13 protein-coding genes and 1 pseudogene are annotated in these 17,299 nt (G+C 70.7%); 6 read left to right on the top strand and 8 right to left on the bottom strand.

Annotated features, from left to right (window positions below; genetic code table 11):
* Positions 1–3: 3 nt before the first annotated feature.
* Together WMF27_RS05440 and WMF27_RS05435 are read right to left on the bottom strand one after the other, a co-directional pair.
* Positions 4–1,068: a PEGA domain-containing protein gene (locus tag WMF27_RS05440; protein WP_437761311.1), complete on the bottom strand. Its 1,065-nt coding sequence runs from the start codon at positions 1,066–1,068 to the stop codon at positions 4–6.
* Positions 1,069–1,133: 65 nt separating this feature from the next.
* Positions 1,134–2,588 (bottom strand): serine/threonine-protein kinase, encoded by a 1,455-nt coding sequence (locus tag WMF27_RS05435; RefSeq protein WP_437761312.1) that lies wholly within the window; start codon positions 2,586–2,588, stop codon positions 1,134–1,136.
* A 177-nt stretch (positions 2,589–2,765) separates the two neighbouring features.
* Between WMF27_RS05435 and WMF27_RS05430 the strand changes: the two genes are divergently transcribed.
* Complete coding sequence (locus WMF27_RS05430) at positions 2,766–3,365, top strand: hypothetical protein (protein WP_437943913.1); 600 nt, start codon at positions 2,766–2,768, stop codon at positions 3,363–3,365.
* 161 nt (positions 3,366–3,526) lie between these two features.
* Here WMF27_RS05430 and WMF27_RS05425 read toward each other — a convergent pair whose 3' ends face one another.
* A complete protein-coding gene (locus tag WMF27_RS05425) occupies positions 3,527–3,973 on the bottom strand; it encodes a hypothetical protein (RefSeq protein ID WP_437943911.1) in 447 nt (148 codons plus the stop codon).
* Between the two features lie 289 nt (positions 3,974–4,262).
* Between WMF27_RS05425 and WMF27_RS05420 the strand changes: the two genes are divergently transcribed.
* Both WMF27_RS05420 and WMF27_RS05415 read left to right on the top strand, forming a co-directional pair.
* Positions 4,263–6,008: a hypothetical protein gene (locus tag WMF27_RS05420; RefSeq protein ID WP_437943910.1), complete on the top strand. Its 1,746-nt coding sequence runs from the start codon at positions 4,263–4,265 to the stop codon at positions 6,006–6,008.
* Between the two features lie 23 nt (positions 6,009–6,031).
* Positions 6,032–7,585, top strand: a complete 1,554-nt coding sequence (locus tag WMF27_RS05415) for a hypothetical protein (RefSeq protein WP_437761316.1) — start codon at positions 6,032–6,034, stop codon at positions 7,583–7,585.
* A 75-nt stretch (positions 7,586–7,660) separates the two neighbouring features.
* Here the strand turns inward: WMF27_RS05415 and WMF27_RS05410 are convergent, their stop codons facing one another.
* The gene (locus WMF27_RS05410) at positions 7,661–8,419 is read right to left on the bottom strand and encodes a type IV pili methyl-accepting chemotaxis transducer N-terminal domain-containing protein (protein ID WP_437761317.1); all 759 of its coding nucleotides are present in this window, start codon (positions 8,417–8,419) and stop codon (positions 7,661–7,663) included.
* Positions 8,420–8,661: 242 nt separating this feature from the next.
* Between WMF27_RS05410 and WMF27_RS05405 the strand changes: the two genes are divergently transcribed.
* Positions 8,662–10,461, top strand: a complete 1,800-nt coding sequence (locus WMF27_RS05405) for a serine/threonine protein kinase (RefSeq protein WP_437943909.1) — start codon at positions 8,662–8,664, stop codon at positions 10,459–10,461.
* Between the two features lie 18 nt (positions 10,462–10,479).
* Here WMF27_RS05405 and WMF27_RS05400 read toward each other — a convergent pair whose 3' ends face one another.
* Positions 10,480–11,274, bottom strand: a complete 795-nt coding sequence (locus tag WMF27_RS05400) for an alpha/beta fold hydrolase (RefSeq protein ID WP_437943907.1) — start codon at positions 11,272–11,274, stop codon at positions 10,480–10,482.
* A 227-nt stretch (positions 11,275–11,501) separates the two neighbouring features.
* Positions 11,502–12,188 carry a YqiA/YcfP family alpha/beta fold hydrolase gene (locus WMF27_RS05395; protein WP_437943906.1) on the bottom strand — a complete coding sequence of 229 codons (687 nt, stop codon included), beginning with the start codon at positions 12,186–12,188 and terminating at the stop codon, positions 11,502–11,504.
* Positions 12,189–12,254: 66 nt separating this feature from the next.
* On the opposite strand from WMF27_RS05395, the gene WMF27_RS05390 reads away from it, so the two are divergent.
* Both WMF27_RS05390 and WMF27_RS05385 read left to right on the top strand, forming a co-directional pair.
* Complete coding sequence (locus tag WMF27_RS05390) at positions 12,255–12,725, top strand: N-acetyltransferase family protein (protein ID WP_437943904.1); 471 nt, start codon at positions 12,255–12,257, stop codon at positions 12,723–12,725.
* A gap of 323 nt (positions 12,726–13,048) precedes the next feature.
* A complete protein-coding gene (locus WMF27_RS05385; RefSeq protein ID WP_437944519.1) occupies positions 13,049–14,290 on the top strand; it encodes an MFS transporter in 1,242 nt (413 codons plus the stop codon).
* Positions 14,291–14,500: 210 nt separating this feature from the next.
* On the opposite strand, the gene WMF27_RS05380 is transcribed toward WMF27_RS05385, so the two are convergent.
* Both WMF27_RS05380 and WMF27_RS05375 read right to left on the bottom strand, forming a co-directional pair.
* Entirely contained in the window at positions 14,501–16,120 is a 1,620-nt protein-coding gene (locus WMF27_RS05380) for an aspartate:alanine exchanger family transporter (RefSeq protein WP_437761322.1), read from the bottom strand.
* Positions 16,121–16,222: 102 nt separating this feature from the next.
* A pseudogene (locus WMF27_RS05375) lies at positions 16,223–17,237 on the bottom strand (phosphoenolpyruvate carboxykinase domain-containing protein); the annotation flags it as partial.
* Positions 17,238–17,299 lie beyond the last annotated feature (62 nt).

The raw sequence follows: 17,299 nt of genomic DNA, 5'->3' as shown, positions 1-17,299 counted from the left end.
CCCTCAAAACCGGCCACCGAATCCGGTCGGGCGGCCCTCGCTGGGGGCTTCCTGGCCCGCCCTCACCTGCGCGGGATTGTGATCGTGCAAGAGGAGGATGCCGGCCGACAAGGCCGCCGCGACGACCGCCCCGGCGCCGACGATCCATATCCACGCCGGCGTCCCGCCGAGCTTCTCGGCCGGCACCAGGCCGACGCGGACGCTGCTCAGCGCCTCGTCCCGAACCAGGATCTGGGCCTGGTAGGGCACCTTCCCCGGCGCCGTCACCCGCACCGCGTGACGGCCGCCCGGCACGATGCCCTCCCACTGCCCTTCGCCCAGGAACTCGCCGTCGAGCGCGAGGCGATCGCCCGGAGAGGCGACGATGGAGAGCCTGCCGCCGTTCATCGGCCGCGCCAGCCGGACGTCGAGCGCCAGCTGCGCGCCGGGGGACACGCTCTCCACGCGGAGGTGCTCCTTGAACCCCGGCTTGAAGACACGGATTCGCCTCGTGCCGGCGTCGACGATCACCTTGCCCGGGAGCGGCGTCTTCCCGATCGGCTCGCCGTCGATCGTCACCTCCGCGTCCCGCTCGCTCACGGCGACGTCCAGGTGACCGACGAGGGCCCTGGTCTTTCGCTCGACCTCGTCGATCGTCGCCCAGTCCTCCGGGAGCAGGGCGCCCCGGTCCTCCTGCTTCAACCTCTCCACCAGCGCAAGGAGCTGGCTGTACCGGTGCATCTTGGACGTGCAGGCGATCATGTTCCAGAGGAGGCGCGCGTCCTTCGAGCTCTCGTAGGCGCTCTGGAACTTGAGGAAGGCGCTGGCGAAGTCGCCGTTGCGAAAGAGCGTCTTGCCGGACTCGTAATCGGCCCTGACCTCACCGCTCAGCCGCTCGCGGGCGGGCGCAGAAGCAGCCTCGCCCGGCGCGGGAGCGGCGTTCGCAGGAGCCGCCGGCGCGGGGGCGGCCGGCGCCGGTGCCGCCGCAGGGGCGGGCTGGGGTTGCTGCGCGGCCGCGCCGCCGGCCGTGATCAACACCACGATGGCGGCGGCTGGCGCGAGCCCCGTCGCCGGGCGGCTCGAACGCACAGGCGCCTCGCCTGCATCCGGACGGAATGCGGGGGGCAGCGGGTCGGAGGCCGGTGTTTCCTGTCTCATCTGAGCGGTGGTTCCAAGGGATTCGTCCCTCCGGGCGCCGACGGCGCCTTCGGCGTCGCCGACGCGCTCGTCGCCGGGGGCGCGCGCCGGCCCTCGAGCGCCGCCCCGGAGGGCGCCGCGTCGGCGGCAGGCGCGACGACCGGGGAGACCGACGGCTGCTGCGGCGGCAAGGCGTCACGGACCGCCGGCGGCAGCGCCGGCGCGATCAGCGGGTCCGCGCCGCGCGCCGCGGTGTCCTGCCGCACGCTCCGCGGCGCCGTGTCGTCCCGCGAGGCCGCCGCGGCCTGCAGCGCCGCCGCCTCCGGCGCTCTGCCGGGCAACGCGACCACGCCCCAGAGGGCGAGCGCGAGCACGGCGATCACGACCGTCCCGAGCGCCGCCCCGAGGATCCTGCGCGACCCGGGCCGCGCGGACGTCCGCGTGAGCCCCCGCGTCGTGGGCAGGAGGCTCGTCATCGCGCCGGACGGGGCGCTCGGAGGGCCGCTGGCCGTCACGAGCCGCGGCGGCGGCACCGAGCCGGTCGGCGGCGGCGTCGCCTGCGCCCCCGCCCCGAGGATCCTCGCGGCGCGCTCCGCGCGCTCCTGCCCGCCCGCCGTCGCGAAGGGCACCAGCGCGCGCGCCAGATCGGCCACGGTCTGCGGCCGCCGGGCCGGATCCTTCTGGAGGCAATGGAGGATCGCGGCCTCGAGCGCCGGTGGGATGTCGCTCCTGAGCGCGGTGGGCGGGATCGGCTCGGCGCTCGCGACCTGCAGCACGAGCTCGGCGAGCGCCGGGGCATCGAACGGCGGCTGCCCTACCAGGAGGCGGTAGAGCAGCGCGCCGAGCGCCCACACGTCGGAGCGGGCGTCGACCGAGCGCGACGATCGCATCTGCTCCGGGGACATGTAATTGGGCGAGCCGAGCATCTCCCGCGTCTGCGTCAACGACGCGCCGACGCCCTCGGTGCTGCCCGGCACCTCCTTCGAGATCCCGAAGTCGAGGACCTTGATGAGCGTCGCCCCGCCGGGCGTCGTCGTGAGGAACAGGTTCGCCGGCTTGAGATCGCGGTGCACGATGCCCGCGGCGTGCGCCTCGGCCATCGCCAGGCAGGCCTGCAGGACGTAGTCGGCCGCGTCCACGACGCTGAGCGTGCCGCGGGCGCGGAGCACATCGGAGAGATCTTGGCCCTCCAGGTACTCCATCACGATGTACGGGATGCCCGAGCCGAGCTCGCCGACGTCGAACACCCGCACGACGTGCTCGCCCTTGAGGCGGACCACCGCGCGCGCCTCGCGGAGAAACCGCTGCACCAGCGCCGGGCTCTCCGTGCTGAGGAGGAGCTTGATCGCGACACGCTGCGGGAGGAACAGGTGGCTCGCCGCGACCACGATGCCCATGCCGCCTCGGCCCACGACGCGATCGACCCGGTACTTGCCGGCGATGACGTCTCCTTCGACGACAGGTGGCTTCATCAGAGCTCCGCGCTTCACGCCCGGCCACGGGGCGTGCTGCCATCCGAGCCTGCTGTGGTCGATGGTAGCACAGGCGGCCCCCGGCCGGTCCATGGACGGAGGCTTGCCCTCGTCATGCGATCGCCGGCCGGAGGGCGATACGATGCGACGATGAAGCGCTCACCTCGATGCATTTCAATGGCGGTAGGCTCGCTCGCGCTGCTCGTCCAAAGCGCGTGCGGCGGCGCGGTGATCATGGACGGCGGAGGAGGCGGGGCCGGCGGCGCGAGCAGCACGAGCGGCCAGGGCAGCACGAGCGGCCAGGGCAGCCCGGATGGCCCGGATGGCCCGGTCTCGACGACGAGCTCGGTCGCGCCGTCGCCGACGACCTCGGGCGGCGGTGGGCGCCGGGTGAGCGCGATCGTCTTCGGCGACTCGTCGAGCGTGACGCTCCGTATCGCCACCCTGGCCCTGTCCTGCAGCGATCCCGACGCGAACCCCACGTACTCGCCCTGCAGCGACTGGTGGGACCTGGAGCTCCGCATGCCCGAGTCGATGCTCGCCGTGGGCGAGGTGGACACGGCGAGCGGAGATCTCACGATCTTCGGGACGTCCTCTCGCGCGGACTGCAGCAGCACGGGGGCCGTCACCGGCGGCGGCGACGCGGGCTTCGGCAGGCTCACCATCACGGCGATCGACCCGACCTCGGTCACCTTCGAGCTCTCCGACGTAGGCAGCGTGTTCGTCGACGGCGACCCGAATGGCCGATATGTCGCGACCCGGTGCGTCCCGCGGTAGCGCCGCGCCGCCGGACTCGGCGCGCCATGAGCCATCCATCAGGGAAAGAGAACCGAAACGATTCGAGGACGTGAGGGCGAATCGCCGCGGTCACCGGTCGCGCTGGACCGGACCTGCCATCGCATGCTCGATGTGGGCGGCGGCTCGATGGGCCGGGTTCTTCACTCCAGCACGACGCTCACGCTCTTCGTGCCCTCGTAGCCGTCGCCGCGCACGGTCACCGTGAGCCCGAGCTTCTGACCTTCGAGCGTCTCGCGGTCCCACGCGAAAGGGTGGTAGAGCGCGCCGTCCGAGACCAGGAAAGAGCCGGTCTTGATGAACTGGACGTTGAACTGCGCGGCGGCGATCCCCTCGGGATCGCTGGCGAGCGGGCCCTCGAGCTCGTTCGCGAGGCGCACCACATGGCACGTCTCCTCCGCGTCGCCGGGCAGAGCCTCCACCCGGACCCAGGGCGTGATCATCATCGAGCCCTGGTTGCCGAGGATCAGTTGCACGCTGGCGCCGTCGGCGTAGGGCACGAACGTCCCGGACGACGCGTCACCGATGTCGACGGCGCGGGTCTCGGAGAAGTCCTCGCCGAGCAGCGCAGGACAATCGCTGGCTTCCACGGGGATCGACGGATCACCGTCGACAGGGCCACACCCGGAGAGGGACGCGAGGAAAGAGAAGGCGGACAGTAGCAGACAGGATCGCATCGCTCGCTGCCTCAGCGACAGGTGTGCCAGGGCAGCAGCGGTGAAGGCAGGGGCCGGCCGCGACGCGATGGCGCGCCGCTCCGACGCCTGGGGCGGGTGGCACGCGCGCTGCTATCGGCTCGCGGCGATGCTGAACTCATCACGGCGAAACGCCGGCGGCCCCGCCGGTGCTCTGACGTTGGTGTCGCGGTCACGACAATCTGTGTCGCCTCGATTCGCGGTCCTCCGCCACCCCCTCTTCCTTGGCGCCCTGGCGCTCCTGGTGGTCAACGACCACCTCCTGAAAGGCGCCGGGCTCCTGCCAGGCGCGCTCACCGGCAAGCTCAGCGACCTCGCCGGCCTCGTGGTCGCCCCCGTCCTCGCAGCGGCGCTCGTGGACGCACGCACGTCGCGCGGGCGAGCGCTGGCGTTCGCGGCGGTGGCCGCGCCGTTCGCGGCGATCAAGCTCTCGGCCGCTGCCGCGCAGCTCCTCGTGGGGCTCGTGGGCCTCGCGGGGATCACGTGGCGTATCTGGCAAGATCCGACGGACCTGGCCGCGCTCGTGGTCCTCGTCCCGGCATGGCGCCTCTCGGCGCGCGCTGCTTGCAGCCGGGAGCTCTCGGCCCGGAGCGCCGAGGAAGGCGCGCGCGCCGCCTGGGTGCTCGAGCGCGCGATCCTCGGGGCGTCCGCCGTCGCCTGCGTCGCGACCGGCACCCCCGCCCCCGAGGGCTACTCCACGGACGCCTATCTCGTCAATGCCACGACCGGGATCGTCGACGTTCGCGTGCGCTGGGTGGACGCGTCGCTCGATTGCGCTGCCGTCACCTCCGGCGATCCGACACGCATGTTCGGGCCGAGCGCGTTCAACCTCGGGATCACGTATCGGCTGGACCCGCAGGACACGCTCCCGCTCAACCGGGCCGAGGCCCACCTCGCCGCAGGCAACTTCGAGGAGACGGCGCCGGCCTCGGGAGGCCGTTGCGAGGTGGTGCTGCTCGAGACGGATGGACTGCGGCCTGTGATGGCATGGTGGTCCGACCTGCAAACCATCATGGTTCCGCAGAACGTGAACGACAACAGCGACTTCTGGAAGGACACGGAGACGGTGGCGGGGCGCGTCGCGCTGAAGCCGCTGGCGGTGGTGGCGCCCGGACAGGTGAAGACGGGCGCGCTGCAGACGAACGTCGGGCCCTCGGCGTGCGCCGGGGCGCCTCAATCGTCCTTCCAGTGGGCCGCCCCCTTGCCGAAGCAGGTGGTCCGCGAGATCGCGAACATCGATGCACTGTCGGACGGCTGCATCGAATTGACCATGAGCTCCCCGTGGCTCGGCCCCGGCGATGGCTCGGGCGGCGCTGGCGGCGCGGGTGCCGGCGGAGCCGGCGGCAGCGGCGCTGGCGGCGCGGGTGCTGGCGGAGCCGGCGGCAGCGGCGCTGGCGGCGCGGGTGCCGGCGGAGCCGGCGGCAGTGGCGCCGGCGGCGCGGGTGCTGGCGGATCTGGCGGCAGTGGCGGCGAAGGTGGAATGGGCGGCGGCGGCGAGCCGGACCCGAGCTTCACCCCTCTGACTCACTATCTGTGCATTCCGATCGAAGACTTCCCGTTCTCGGCGGGCGAAACGGTGCAATGGTCCGACGAGGGCGACCACCTCGAGGTCTCGGCCGTCGACTCGGCGAAGCGGCTCGATGTCTATCACAACGTCGTCGAGCTCCAGCTCGGGGGCCTCGCTGCCTCGATCGAGGCGACCGGGTGCGAGGGCGACCGGCTGGGCTGCGGCGCCTACGTCACCGACGCCGTGGTGGCGGTGCAGAGCGGCGGCGCGAAGACCCTGCTGAGCCCTGGAGACACCCTCGAAGGGCCGGATTTCCGCGTGCGTGTCGGCCGCGCCGAGCGCGTGCTCGCCGGGCGTGACGAGTGCGACGCGGGCTACCAGACGCCCAACGCGTCCGCGGACCTGTTGATTGCTTACGAATGAGGAGAAGCCACATGTCGTCGAAGATGAAGCTTGTCTCACTCGGCCTCTGCGCCGCCGCCGTCGGTTGCTCCACCCAGAGCGACGGCGGCGCGGGCAGCGAAGTCCCCGCAGGCTCGGTCAACGTGGCCCAGGGCGGGGCGCAGGACATCTCCCAGTTCCGCGCGATCGTGAACGCGGGGAAGGTGCCCACGCTCGACACGCTGGATCCGGTCGGGTTCTTCGCCGAGCACGCGATCGACCTGCCCGACGCCGACTGCGGCAAGGACGTCTGCGTTCACCCGTTCCTCGCGGTGGCGCCGCGCTTCAACGGGGGCAACTGGACAATGGCCTTCGTCGCGATGAACACCGGGGTCGACCCTTCGAGGCTGGACAGGCCGCCGGTTCACCTGGCGATCGCCGTCGAGAACAGCCGCTTCGCCGAGATCGATGAGTACGCGCTGGACGCGGGGATGACAGGGCTGCTCGCGGGCCTGCGTCCCGAGGACCGCGTCAGCGTCATCCGTTATGGCGAGAGGGTCGAGCGCCGCGCCTTCCTCGCAGCGCCGGGGTCGGCGGAGCTCACGCGCCTCATCGCCGACGAGCGCCTCGGCAACGGCGCCGGCGAGCTCGTCGGCCTCTACGAGGGGATCGCCGCCGCCGAGAAGGCGTTCGAGGAGGGTGACGCCGCGGGCTTCGAGGGCGCGCACCGCGTGCTCCTGCTCACGAGCGGGCACGCGACCAGCGGGATCACGGACCCCGACCGCATCCTCGGTCTGGGCGAGGCGCTGGTGGAGAACGGCACGGCGTTCGGCGTGATCGGCGTGGGCGAGAGCTTCCTGGTGAGGATCCCGTCGGCGCTGGGCTCGATGGGCGCGGGCACGTATGCCTACGCGCTGAGCCCGGGCGACCTCGGCGGTTTGCTCTCGGAGGAGGGGAAGACCACGCTCTTCCCGCTGGCCACGGACTTCAGCCTGGAGGTGACCCCGTCCGCCGGCTACAAGGTGGGGCGCATCTACGGGACGAAGCGGGCGACAGCCAGCGCCGCGGGGGCGGCCCTGGAGATGCCGGCGCTGTTCATCGGCCAGCGCGACGGCGCGGGCGGCAGCCGCCGCGGCGGCGGTGGTGGTCTGTTCGTGGAGCTCCTCGGCGACGCGTCGCTCGCCGACGACATCGGGCCGGACCAGGCGGCCTTCCAGGTGACGGCAGGCTGGACCTCGGCGAAGGACGGAGCCGCGCAGGACGTCGACACCACCCTGCTCAACGCGCTGCCTCCCGGGCAGAACCCCGACTCGAGGTGGTGGAACATCTCCGACGGCGGCTCGGGCAAGCCGTACATGATGCTGAACATGTACCTGGCGCTGCGCGGCGCGCTCGACTTCTACCAGGCGGGCGACTGCCGGCGCTCGCTCGGGGTCATCGAGATGATGAAGCCGCCGATCGGGGCGTGGCTCGGGAAGTACTCGGACACGGACATCCAGGACGACAACAACCTGATGTTGATGTTGCGACAGAACATCGAGGATGCCTGTCGTGCATCGCAGTCGTCCACGGAGCCCACGCCCCCCCTCGACTTCGACGGCGGCTGCGGCTGGCTGTGACCGCCGCCTTCGCCCGCTGAACGCCGCTCGGCGGCGGTGGGGGTCGGACAGGCGGTCACGGAGAGCCGGTGAGCATCACGGCTGTCCGATACCAGCGATCGCCCGGAGCGCCTGGACCGTGTTGTCGAGGTGCCCCCTGGCCTGGACGAGGTGGCTGATCGTCCTTCGGATCTCGCGCACCGCCGGGCGGAAGATATAGAGCCCTTCGAGAAACAGGACCCCCAGGGTCACACAGAGCAGGATCAGCTCGACGAGCCGGAGCCGCTCGATCCGCGCGGTCGCCTCGTGGGCATACCGAGAGACGACCCGGTCCATCCCGCTCAGGAAGCCCGGCTCCGCGGCGAGGATCGCGGCGACGATCGGCTGGATGGCGGCCGCCTCCACCGGCTTTTCGCCGCCGGCGCCGACCGCGGCGAGGAGATCCTTCCCGTCGCGGAGCATGCTCTGGTGCAGCGGCTCGATCGCCTGGAACATGCGGGTCACCTCCGGCGTGTTCTTCCCCGGCAAGCCCATCCCGGGATCGCCGTGCTGGAGCGCGCGATGCGACCGCTCCCAGAGCGCCATCGCCTGCGCCAGCTCGTCGGCGCGGCCCTTGCGCTCGGCGGGGTCGGTGGTCACCTGGAACGTGAGCGCGGCCTTGCTGAGCCGCTGGCTGAGCATTCGCTGGCGCCCGGCCACGTTGACGACGTGCGCGTCGCTCGTCTGCTGGTTCAACGCGTGCTGCACGAGGAGCTGCGCCACGACCGACAAGAGCGCCACGGCGCCGAGCGCGCTGACGTACAGGCGCGTCAACCGGCGGGTCGGTGCCAGGAGCTCGGAGGAAACCTGCGCCATTGTTCTCTCTCCATGGACGAGGAGGGAGACATTACCCGAGCATTGGAACGAATATGTATCGCTCATGTTTCCGAAGATTGCTTTGCGCGCGCCGCCCCGCGCTCCGCCATTTCAGGCGGACGCGCTCAAATAAGCTGACATCTCATGACCGCTCCATGGTAAGACTCGCCTGAGAACGCTCCTCATGAGGCCCCTTTGCGCTGGCCTTGCCGTAGCGTCCACTGGAACCAGGAGAATGTCTCATGCAAGAGCGTACCGCGTTGGCCGCGGGCGGCGCGCCGTCGAGCGCAGCCGGAAACGCACCTGAGCTCTTGCCGAAACAGTTCGGCAAATACACGCTCCTGTCGAAGCTCTCGGCGGGGGGCATGGCGGAGATCTTCCTCGCGCTGCATCGCTCGTCCTTCGGCTTCGAGAAGCTCGTCGTGATCAAGCGCATCCTGCCCTCGATGAACCAGGATCCGTCGCTTATCGACATGCTGCTCCGCGAGGCGCGCATCGCGGCGACGCTCTCGCATCCCAACATCGTCCAGACGTTCGACGCCGGGCAGGTGGACAGGACGTATTTCATCGCGATGGAGCACATCCACGGCGAGGACGTCGGCTCGATCGTGCGCGAGGCGGCGGAGCGCGACCCGGGAGGGATCCCGCTCGAGCATGCGCTCAGCATCATCCTCGGCGTCTGCGCGGGCCTCGCGTACATCCACGACAAGCGCGGCCTCGACGGTGCGCCGCTCGGCATCGTCCACAGGGACATCTCACCGCGCAACGTGGTCGTGAGCTACACGGGCGACGTGAAGATCGTCGACTTCGGCATCGCGCGGAGCGAGCTCGGCGACGTCGAAGAGCAGAGAGAGAACGTGCTGATGGGCAAGTTCGCCTACATGGCCCCGGAGCACGTGGCGGGGGGTCGCATCGACCATCGCGCGGACATCTTCGCCGCCGGCGTGGTCCTGTTCGAGATGACGACGGGAAGGCGCCTGTTCAAGGGCGGTACCCAGATGCGGACGCTCCTCCAGATCCACGGCTCGGAGTACCCCCTCCCGAGCGCGATCAAGCCCGGCTACCCGAAGGGGCTGGAGAAGATCGTCCTGCGCGCGCTCGAGAAGCGGCGCGAGGATCGCTACCAGTCTGCCCGGGAGATGCACGCCGCGCTCGAGGAGCTCATCCGCGACGAGCGCATCCCCGCCTCGCCCATGGGCCTCACGGCATGGATGGAGTCGCTCTTCCGGGACAAGCTCGCTCGCCACAAGGAGGCGCTCCTCGGTGTCCGGCAGCTCATCGACGTGATCGCGGCGCAGCAGCAGCGCTGGTCGCTGGAGATGAGCGGCGGCGCGACCGTCTCCCAGAGCGGCGTCCCGACGAGCACGAGCCCGGCGACCTTGAGCAGCCCGCCGCCGCTCGCGGGCAAGGGAGGTGTTGCCGCGTTCATCCCGGCCGCAAGCGCACTCGCGCTCGTGCCTGGGTTCCTCTACATGCAGGGGCAGCTCTCGGAGCGGCACGCCGAGTTCATGACGATGGTCCACGACGCCCAGGCGAGCCGTCAGGAGCCACCCGCGCCGGTCGAGGCGAAGGGCTCGCTGGAGATCACGAGCAAGCCGGAGGGCTGCACGCTCTGGGTGAACGGCGAGCGTCACCCCGTCGCCACGCCGGCCAAGGTCCACGAGCTTCCGCTCGGGCGTGAGCTCCACATCAAGCTCACCCGAGACGGATACAAGCCGTACCGCACGGCCGTGAAGCTGAGCGACGAGGCGCGCTTCAAGGAGATCGTGGCCGATCTGGAGAGGCTCACGGCGACGGTGGTGCTCTGGGTCGATCCGCCGGCCAGCGTCTTCGTCGATGGGAAGCTCTGGAAGGGCAATCGCACGAGGATCGAGGGGCTCACGGTGGGCGAGGGACACCGCTTCGTGCTGTCCGCCCCTGGGCATGCCTCCAGGACGCTGATGGTCAACGTGGAGCCGGGAGAGATGAAGACGCTGAGCGTCCGGCTTCCGAAGCTCGGCGCGCAAGCGCCGGTGGAGGAGCGCGCCGAGGGCGCGCAGTGACGCCGCGCGTCTCCCTCGTTATGCCGGGATCACCGCCTGCTCGCCCGGATCATCGCGCAGGAACGCCAGCGCCGCGCGGGCGAACGGCTCCTTCCATTCGCCGAAGATGGGGCCGTGTCCGCCGTTCGGTACGATCCACAGGCAGGAGCGCGGGATGGCGCGGTACAGCTCCAGGGCGATCTCGGCCGGGTAGAGGGGATCGCGGTCGCCGCTCACGATCATCGTGCGCGCCGTGATCGTCGACAGGTGGGGGGGCGTGAAGCTCATGTCGTCGTGGCTGGCCGCGAAGCGGCGCGGCTGATTCCATAGCGCCCGGATCTGCGCGTCGCCGAGCGCGTGGCGACTCCTCATGTCCCGCCATTCCTCCTCCGAGCGGCCCTCGTCGGAGACGAGGCGCATGATCGCCCTGGCCTGCTCGGGGAAGTATGGTGTCGCGGACACGAGGACCATCGACTCGATGCGATCCGGCTGCTGCGTGGCCAGGTGCAGGAGGCACTTGGCGCCGAAGCTGAGGCCGATGGCCCGGAACGCCTTCACCTCCAGGTGGTCGAGGAGGGCGAACACGTCGGAGGCGCACTGGCGGATCGTCAGCGAGCCAGCCGGGTTGGTCGAGCGGCCGTGGCCGCGCAGATCGGGGGCGATGACCGTGTGTCTACACCCGAGCTCCGCGAGGTCGAACACGTGAGCCCAGTCCCCGCCCGCTCCGGTGAAGCCGTGGAGCAGCACGAGCGGCGGCCCTTCGCCGCGAAGCTCGTAGTACATCTCGATGTCGTTGACGGGCGCGGTGCGCCCGGTGGCCGTCGCTGTCGCCATTCGCTCCTCCGATCGCTCGACCGCGGCCGATCCGCGGCCGGTCACCCACGATCTGTAAGCGGCGCGCTTCGCTCTTGATAGCTGTGCCCTTCTCGCATAGAATGCCAGTCGGCTGGTGAGGGGACGGCCAACCGGCGGTTCACGCGGGGCGCGCAGAGCTCGCGGATCGTGCTGAATCCGCTGAACAGACGCTCAGCGCCCTCGGTCCTGGCGACAACGGGTGTTCGTCAGCCGCCGACGAAATGGCGCAGGAACTCGTCCGCCTCGCGGAGGATGCGCGGGATCGAGGCGACGAGCTCGTGGCCGTCGTCCACCTCGATGAGCCGCACATGCCGCTTCCCCGCGGCGAACGTCCGCGAGAGCTCGATGTCCACCACCTCGTCGCTCTGGCCGTGGACGATCAGCGTGGGCACACGCACGTCCGGCCAGCCCCCCGAGCGCTCATCCAGCTCGGCCGCGTCGGCGGCGAAGCCGAAGTCGACCCGGGCTCGCTTCTTCTCCGCGTAGTCGTCGACCTCGAGCCACCCCCGCTCCGCCCACGCCCGGAAGCCCTCCTCGCCCAGCCGCAGCCGCCATCGCTCCATGATCCGGAACGCGGGCGCGAGCAGCACCAGCGCGCACACCCGCGCGTCCTCCTCGGCGACGCGGCACGCGGTGAGGCCGCCGAGGCTCGATCCCATCACCACCGCCCGGTCGCGATCGCCGCCGATCGCCTGCTTCACGGCGCCGATCATCGCGCTGAGGCGCAGGCGCTCGAGCGAGGGCACCCGCAGGTCGAGCCGCTCGACGGCCACCCCGCGCTGCTCGAAGTGCGCGGCGATCCGGACGCCCTTGGTCGAGCTCGGGCCCGAGGCGAAGCCGTGCAGGTACAGCCAGCGCGGGCCGGCGGCGGAGGGCGGCGGCGTCATGGTCATGCAGGCGGCGAGCCTACTCCCTCCACCGCGGCGCGACGATGCGGTATGACCCGCCGGAGAGACGCCATGATCCGCCCCGCCACCGCCGCCGACATCCCCACCATCGCCCGCCTCATCCGGATGCTCGCCGAGTACGAGCGGCTCGCGCACGAGGTCACCTTCGACGAGAGAGAGCTCGAAGCGCACCTCTTCGGCCCGAGGCCGGCAGCCGAGGTCGTCCTGGCCGAAGCGGAGGGGATCCCGGTGGGATTCGCCCTCTTCTTCCAGAGCTTCTCCACCTTCCTCGGCAAGCCCGGGATCTACCTCGAGGACCTCTTCGTGCTCCCGGAGCACCGCGGAGGAGGCCACGGCAAGGCCCTGCTCGTGCACCTCGCGAAGCTCGCGGTGGAGCGCGGCTTCGGGCGCCTCGAGTGGTCCGTGCTCGACTGGAACGAGCCGGCGCTCGGCTTTTACCGGAAGCTCGGCGCCAAGCCCATGGACGAGTGGACCGTCCACCGCCTCACCGGCGAGGCGCTCTCCCGGCTCGCGCAGGGCTGACGCGGTCGCCTCGGGCATTGCTCGTGGTGGCGCAGCCGAGCACCACCGGCTGCTGCTGGAGCAGCAACGACCGCGGCCCCTCGGCGCGCTCGCGGCCTGATCGCGCCCGGGGCGCTCCGTCCAGACGACCACCGCGAGCGCGGGGATCCTGGTACGGATGTTGCGGTTCATGGCGAATGGCGAATTGCGGATCGCCCAGCGCACGCCCCGCGCGCGCTGACAGCGGCGGCGCGACTCCTGGACTCGGTCGCGATATGCCCTAGTGCTCATCGGACATGAGCGAGAGCCCACAAAGCCCCACCGGGGCCGCCGCAGGCGCCGAGATGTCTTCCAACAACCTCACCGGGCTCGGCGTGCTGCGCCACCGGAGCTTCGCGTTCTACCTCGCGGCGAGGCTGCTCTCCGCGGTCGCGGTGCAGATCCAGAGCGTGGCGATCGGCTGGCAGGTCTACGCGCTGACCGGCGATGTCTTCGATCTGGGCCTCATCGGCCTCGCCCAGTTCGCGCCCTTCTTCGCGCTGATCCTCTTCGCCGGCCAGGCGGCGGATCGGTTCGACCGGCGCCGCATCATCACGGTCGGCCTCGCCGTGGAGCTGCTCTGCTCCCTCCTGCTGCTCGCGTTCACGGTGTCGGGCCTGACGGTGGTGTGGCCCGTGTTCGCGGTGCTCGTGCTGTTCGGCAGCGCGCGCGCCTTCATGATGCCGGCGCAGCAGGCGATCCTGATGAACCTGGTGCCGCAGGACAGCTTCAGCAAGGCGGTCGCGCTCAGCTCATCGAGCTTCCATGTCGCGGTCATCGTCGGGCCGACGCTCGGCGGGCTCCTCTACCTCGCCGGGTCGACGATCGTGTATTCGAGCGTCGGCGCGCTGCTCCTCGTCTCTCTCGTGCTCATGAGCCTCGTGCGCGCGACCCGGCAGGCGAGGCGCGCCGAGCCGACGTCGTGGAGCGCGGTGCTGGAGGGGCTGCGCTTCGTCTGGTCGAAGCCGGCGGTGCTCGGCGCCATCTCGCTCGACCTGTTCGCGGTGCTGTTCGGCGGCGCCGTCGCGCTCCTGCCCGCATATGCGCGCGACGTGCTCCACGCCGGCCCGACCGGCCTCGGCCTGCTCCGCACGGCGCCGGCGGCGGGCGCCGCGATCACCGCCGGCGTCCTCGCCTTCCGGCCGATCACGCGCCGGGTGGGCCGCTGGATGTTCGGCGGCGTCGCGGTGTTCGGGCTCGCCACCATCGCCCTCGGGCAGACGCGGAGCTTCACCGTCGCGCTCATCGCCCTCTTCCTCGTCGGCGCAGGCGACATGGTGAGCGTCTATATCCGCCACATCCTCGTGCAGTTCGAGACGCCCGACTCCATCCGAGGGCGGGTGAGCGCGGTCAACGCGGTGTTCATCGGCGCCTCCAACGAGCTCGGCGAGTTCGAGTCCGGCCTCACCGCCAGCTGGCTCGGCCTGCTCCCCGCCATCCTCCTCGGCGGCAGCGCCACCCTCGTTGTCGCCGCGCTGTGGGCCCTCGGCTTCCCCGTGCTCAGCCGCATGGACCGCTTCCCGCACGCGAAGCGAGATCCCGAGTAGAGCGCGGACGGCGGCGGAACGACCGAGGCTGCCGCGACGACGTGAGGCGGACAGATCCCTCGATCGTTGGCGTTTTTAGAGAAAAAGAATTGAACAGGGAGGCGGGGAGACGGGGAGATGAATGGGATTTTACTCCTTGCCTCCCTGTGAATCTTCCTACGTCGCGACCCGGTGCGCCACGCGCTGACGCCGCCTCGTCGAGGGACGATTTCAGGCCAGCACGGCGAGCAGCTGCGCAATGAGGATCTTGCCGATCATCGCCAGCGGATACACCAGCGCGTACGCGACGTACGTCTCCTCGGAGCGCCGGGACAGCTCGAAGGCCGCCGCCAGCGTGGCCGGCTGGGTCTGCACGCCGCTCGCGCCTCCGAGCGCCGCCACGACGCCCGCCCCGCCCCAGCGCCGCATCAGGACCAACGCCAGCGCGCTCGTCGTCACGGTGACGCAGGCGCCTATCGCGATGATGGCCAGGCCCTCCCGGTTCATCAACCCCGCGAGCTTGCCCCCCGCGTTCACGCCGACCCCCGCCAGGAACAGGAGCAGCCCGATCTCTCGCAGGCTCAGGTTCGCCTCGTACGGCAGCGCCCACATCAGCTTGCCGGTCCGCCCCAGGCGACCGAAGATCAGCGCGGCCACGAGCGGCCCTCCGGCGGTCCCCAGCGTGATGGACGTCCCGAAGAGATGGATGGGCACCCGCGCCAACAGCAGGCCGACGCAGAGGCCCACCGCCAGCGCGACGTAATCGACATCGATCTCGCGCTCCGAGTCGCCGAGGAAACGGCTGAGCTCGCCCAGGCGCTCGACGGGCGCCACGACGCGAAGGCGGTCCCCCAGCTCCAGGCGGAGCTCGTCGGAGGGGATCAAGTCGAGGTCGGCCCGGCGCAGGCGCGTCACCTGGGCGTTGAATCGACGCGCGAGGTCGAGCTCGCCCAGCGTGAGCCCGACGAACTCGCGCTTCGAGACCAGGACCCGGCGCATGTCGACCCTGTCGCGGCGCAGCTCCAGACGCTCGCTCGCGACCCTCCCGAAGAACTCGATGGCGGATTGAATCGACGAAAGGGTGCCGACCACCGTGATCACGTCACCCGCGTGAAGCACCGTATACTTGTTCGGGACCGAGTCGACCTCACCACGCCGAAGGCGGGAGACCACGACCCCGAACTCGTCGCGCACGCGCAGCTCCCCGATCGAATGGCCCAGCACGCGGGGGTTCGTGACCTCGACGCTCCTCGACTCGATCGCGACGCGCGACGCGGCTTGCCGCGCGACCTCACCGGCGAGCTCGTCGCGGCGCCACTTCGCGAAGCCACGTCCCAGCAGGAGCGCCCCCAGCACACCCGCCGGGTAGGTCAGCGAGTAGGCGAGCGCGGGGATCGCCTCGAGCGCGGTGCCGGAGAGCCGGCTGCTGACGGCGCCGAGCGCCGGTGTATTGGTCAGGGCCCCGCAGAACAGGCCGGCGATCTGCGCGCGGTTCAACCCGAAGAGCCAGCCCGCGACACACGCGAGCAGCGCCCCCCAGGCGAGCGCCGCGGCGCACGCCAGGTTCATCCCCAGACCGCGGCTGCGCCACGCGGCGAAGAAGCCGGGACCGCTGGTGAGGCCGACACAGTACACGAACAGCAGCAGGCCGAGCTCCTTGATCTGCGGCGCCAGCTCCAGCTCTCCCAGAGGGTGCAGCCAGGCGCTGAGCCCCAAGCCCGCGAACAGGACGCCAGCCATCCCGAGCCGCAAGCCGCGATATTCCAGCCGGCCAAGCCCCAGCCCGAGCAGGATGACGGTGAAGAGCAGGAGCAGCTCTTCTCTCGCGAGGAGCTCAACCAGCCCGCTCATCGTGCTCCTCTACAGCGGTCTCCGCCCCCCTCTGCGCCATCCAGAGCAGAGCGGCAGCAGAGCGGCGGTCTCCCGCGAGGCGCCTCCCGCGAGACCGCGGCTTCACGTCGGATCGTGCGCGAGCTCCCACCGCGCCGGGCTCCGCCACAGCCGCGACTTGAGCAGCTCTCGCTCGAACACGAACTCCTTCGGCAGTCGATCCAGGAACATGTCGAACAGCTCCTCATGCAGACGGACCTCCGCCGCCGCCGCGTCGCGCGAGATGCCCATCAGATCGTAGAACGTATCCTCCGAGAAGCTCAACCCCTCCCACGGCAGATCGTCGTGGCGAGGCATCCAGCCCAAGGGGCTCTCCACGCCGTATCCTTGCCCGTGCACCCGCGCCAGGATCCACGACAGCACGCGCGTGTTCTCGCCGAACCCGGGCCAGACGAAGCGGCCCTGCTCGTCCTTGCGGAACCAGTTCACGCGGAAGATGCGCGGCGGGTTCGGCAGCTTGCGGCCGAAGTTGAGCCAGTGCGAGAAGTAGTCCGCCATGTTGTAACCACAGAAGGGCAGCATCGCCATCGGATCGCGGCGCATCGCCGCCTGGCCCACGGAGGCGGCGGTCGCCTCGGAGCCCATCGTGGCCGCGAGGTACACGCCGTGGCTCCAGTTGAACGCCTGGAACACGGATCGCCGCCATCGCGTTGGGGTTCGTCACCTCGTTCGTCCCGGGGGCCACGCCGAAGAAGCCCGCCTCGGGGTTGATGGCGTACACCTTGCCGTCCGGGCCCGGCTTCAGCCACGCGATGTCGTCGCCGACCGTCGAGATCTTGTAACCCGAGAGCGTCTCGGGAGGGACCATCATGGCGAAGTTCGTCTTGCCGCACGCGCTCGGGAACGCCGCGCAAACGTACGTCTTGGCGCCGCTCGGCTCTTGAACTCCCATGATCAACATGTGCTCGGCGAGCCACCCGCCGTCGCGCCCCATGACCGAGGCGATGCGTAGAGCAAAACACTTTTTCCCGAGCAGCGCGTTGCCGCCGTAGCCGCTCCCGAAGGAGATGATGGTGCGCTCCTCGGGGAAGTGCGTGACGTAGGTGTTCTCGGGGTTGCACGGCCACGCGACGTCCCGCGGGTCCGAGCGGCTCAGCTTCTGCAGCGCCGAGTGCGCAGAATCCGCGCCGGTTCATTCGA

The sequence above is a fragment of the Sorangium sp. So ce281 genome (assembly GCF_051527395.1).
GTDB classification, from domain to species: domain Bacteria; phylum Myxococcota_A; class Polyangia; order Polyangiales; family Polyangiaceae; genus Sorangium; species Sorangium cellulosum_B.
The sequence above is the reverse complement of the archived record's forward strand: the minus strand, read 5'-3'. Positions and strand labels throughout refer to the sequence as shown.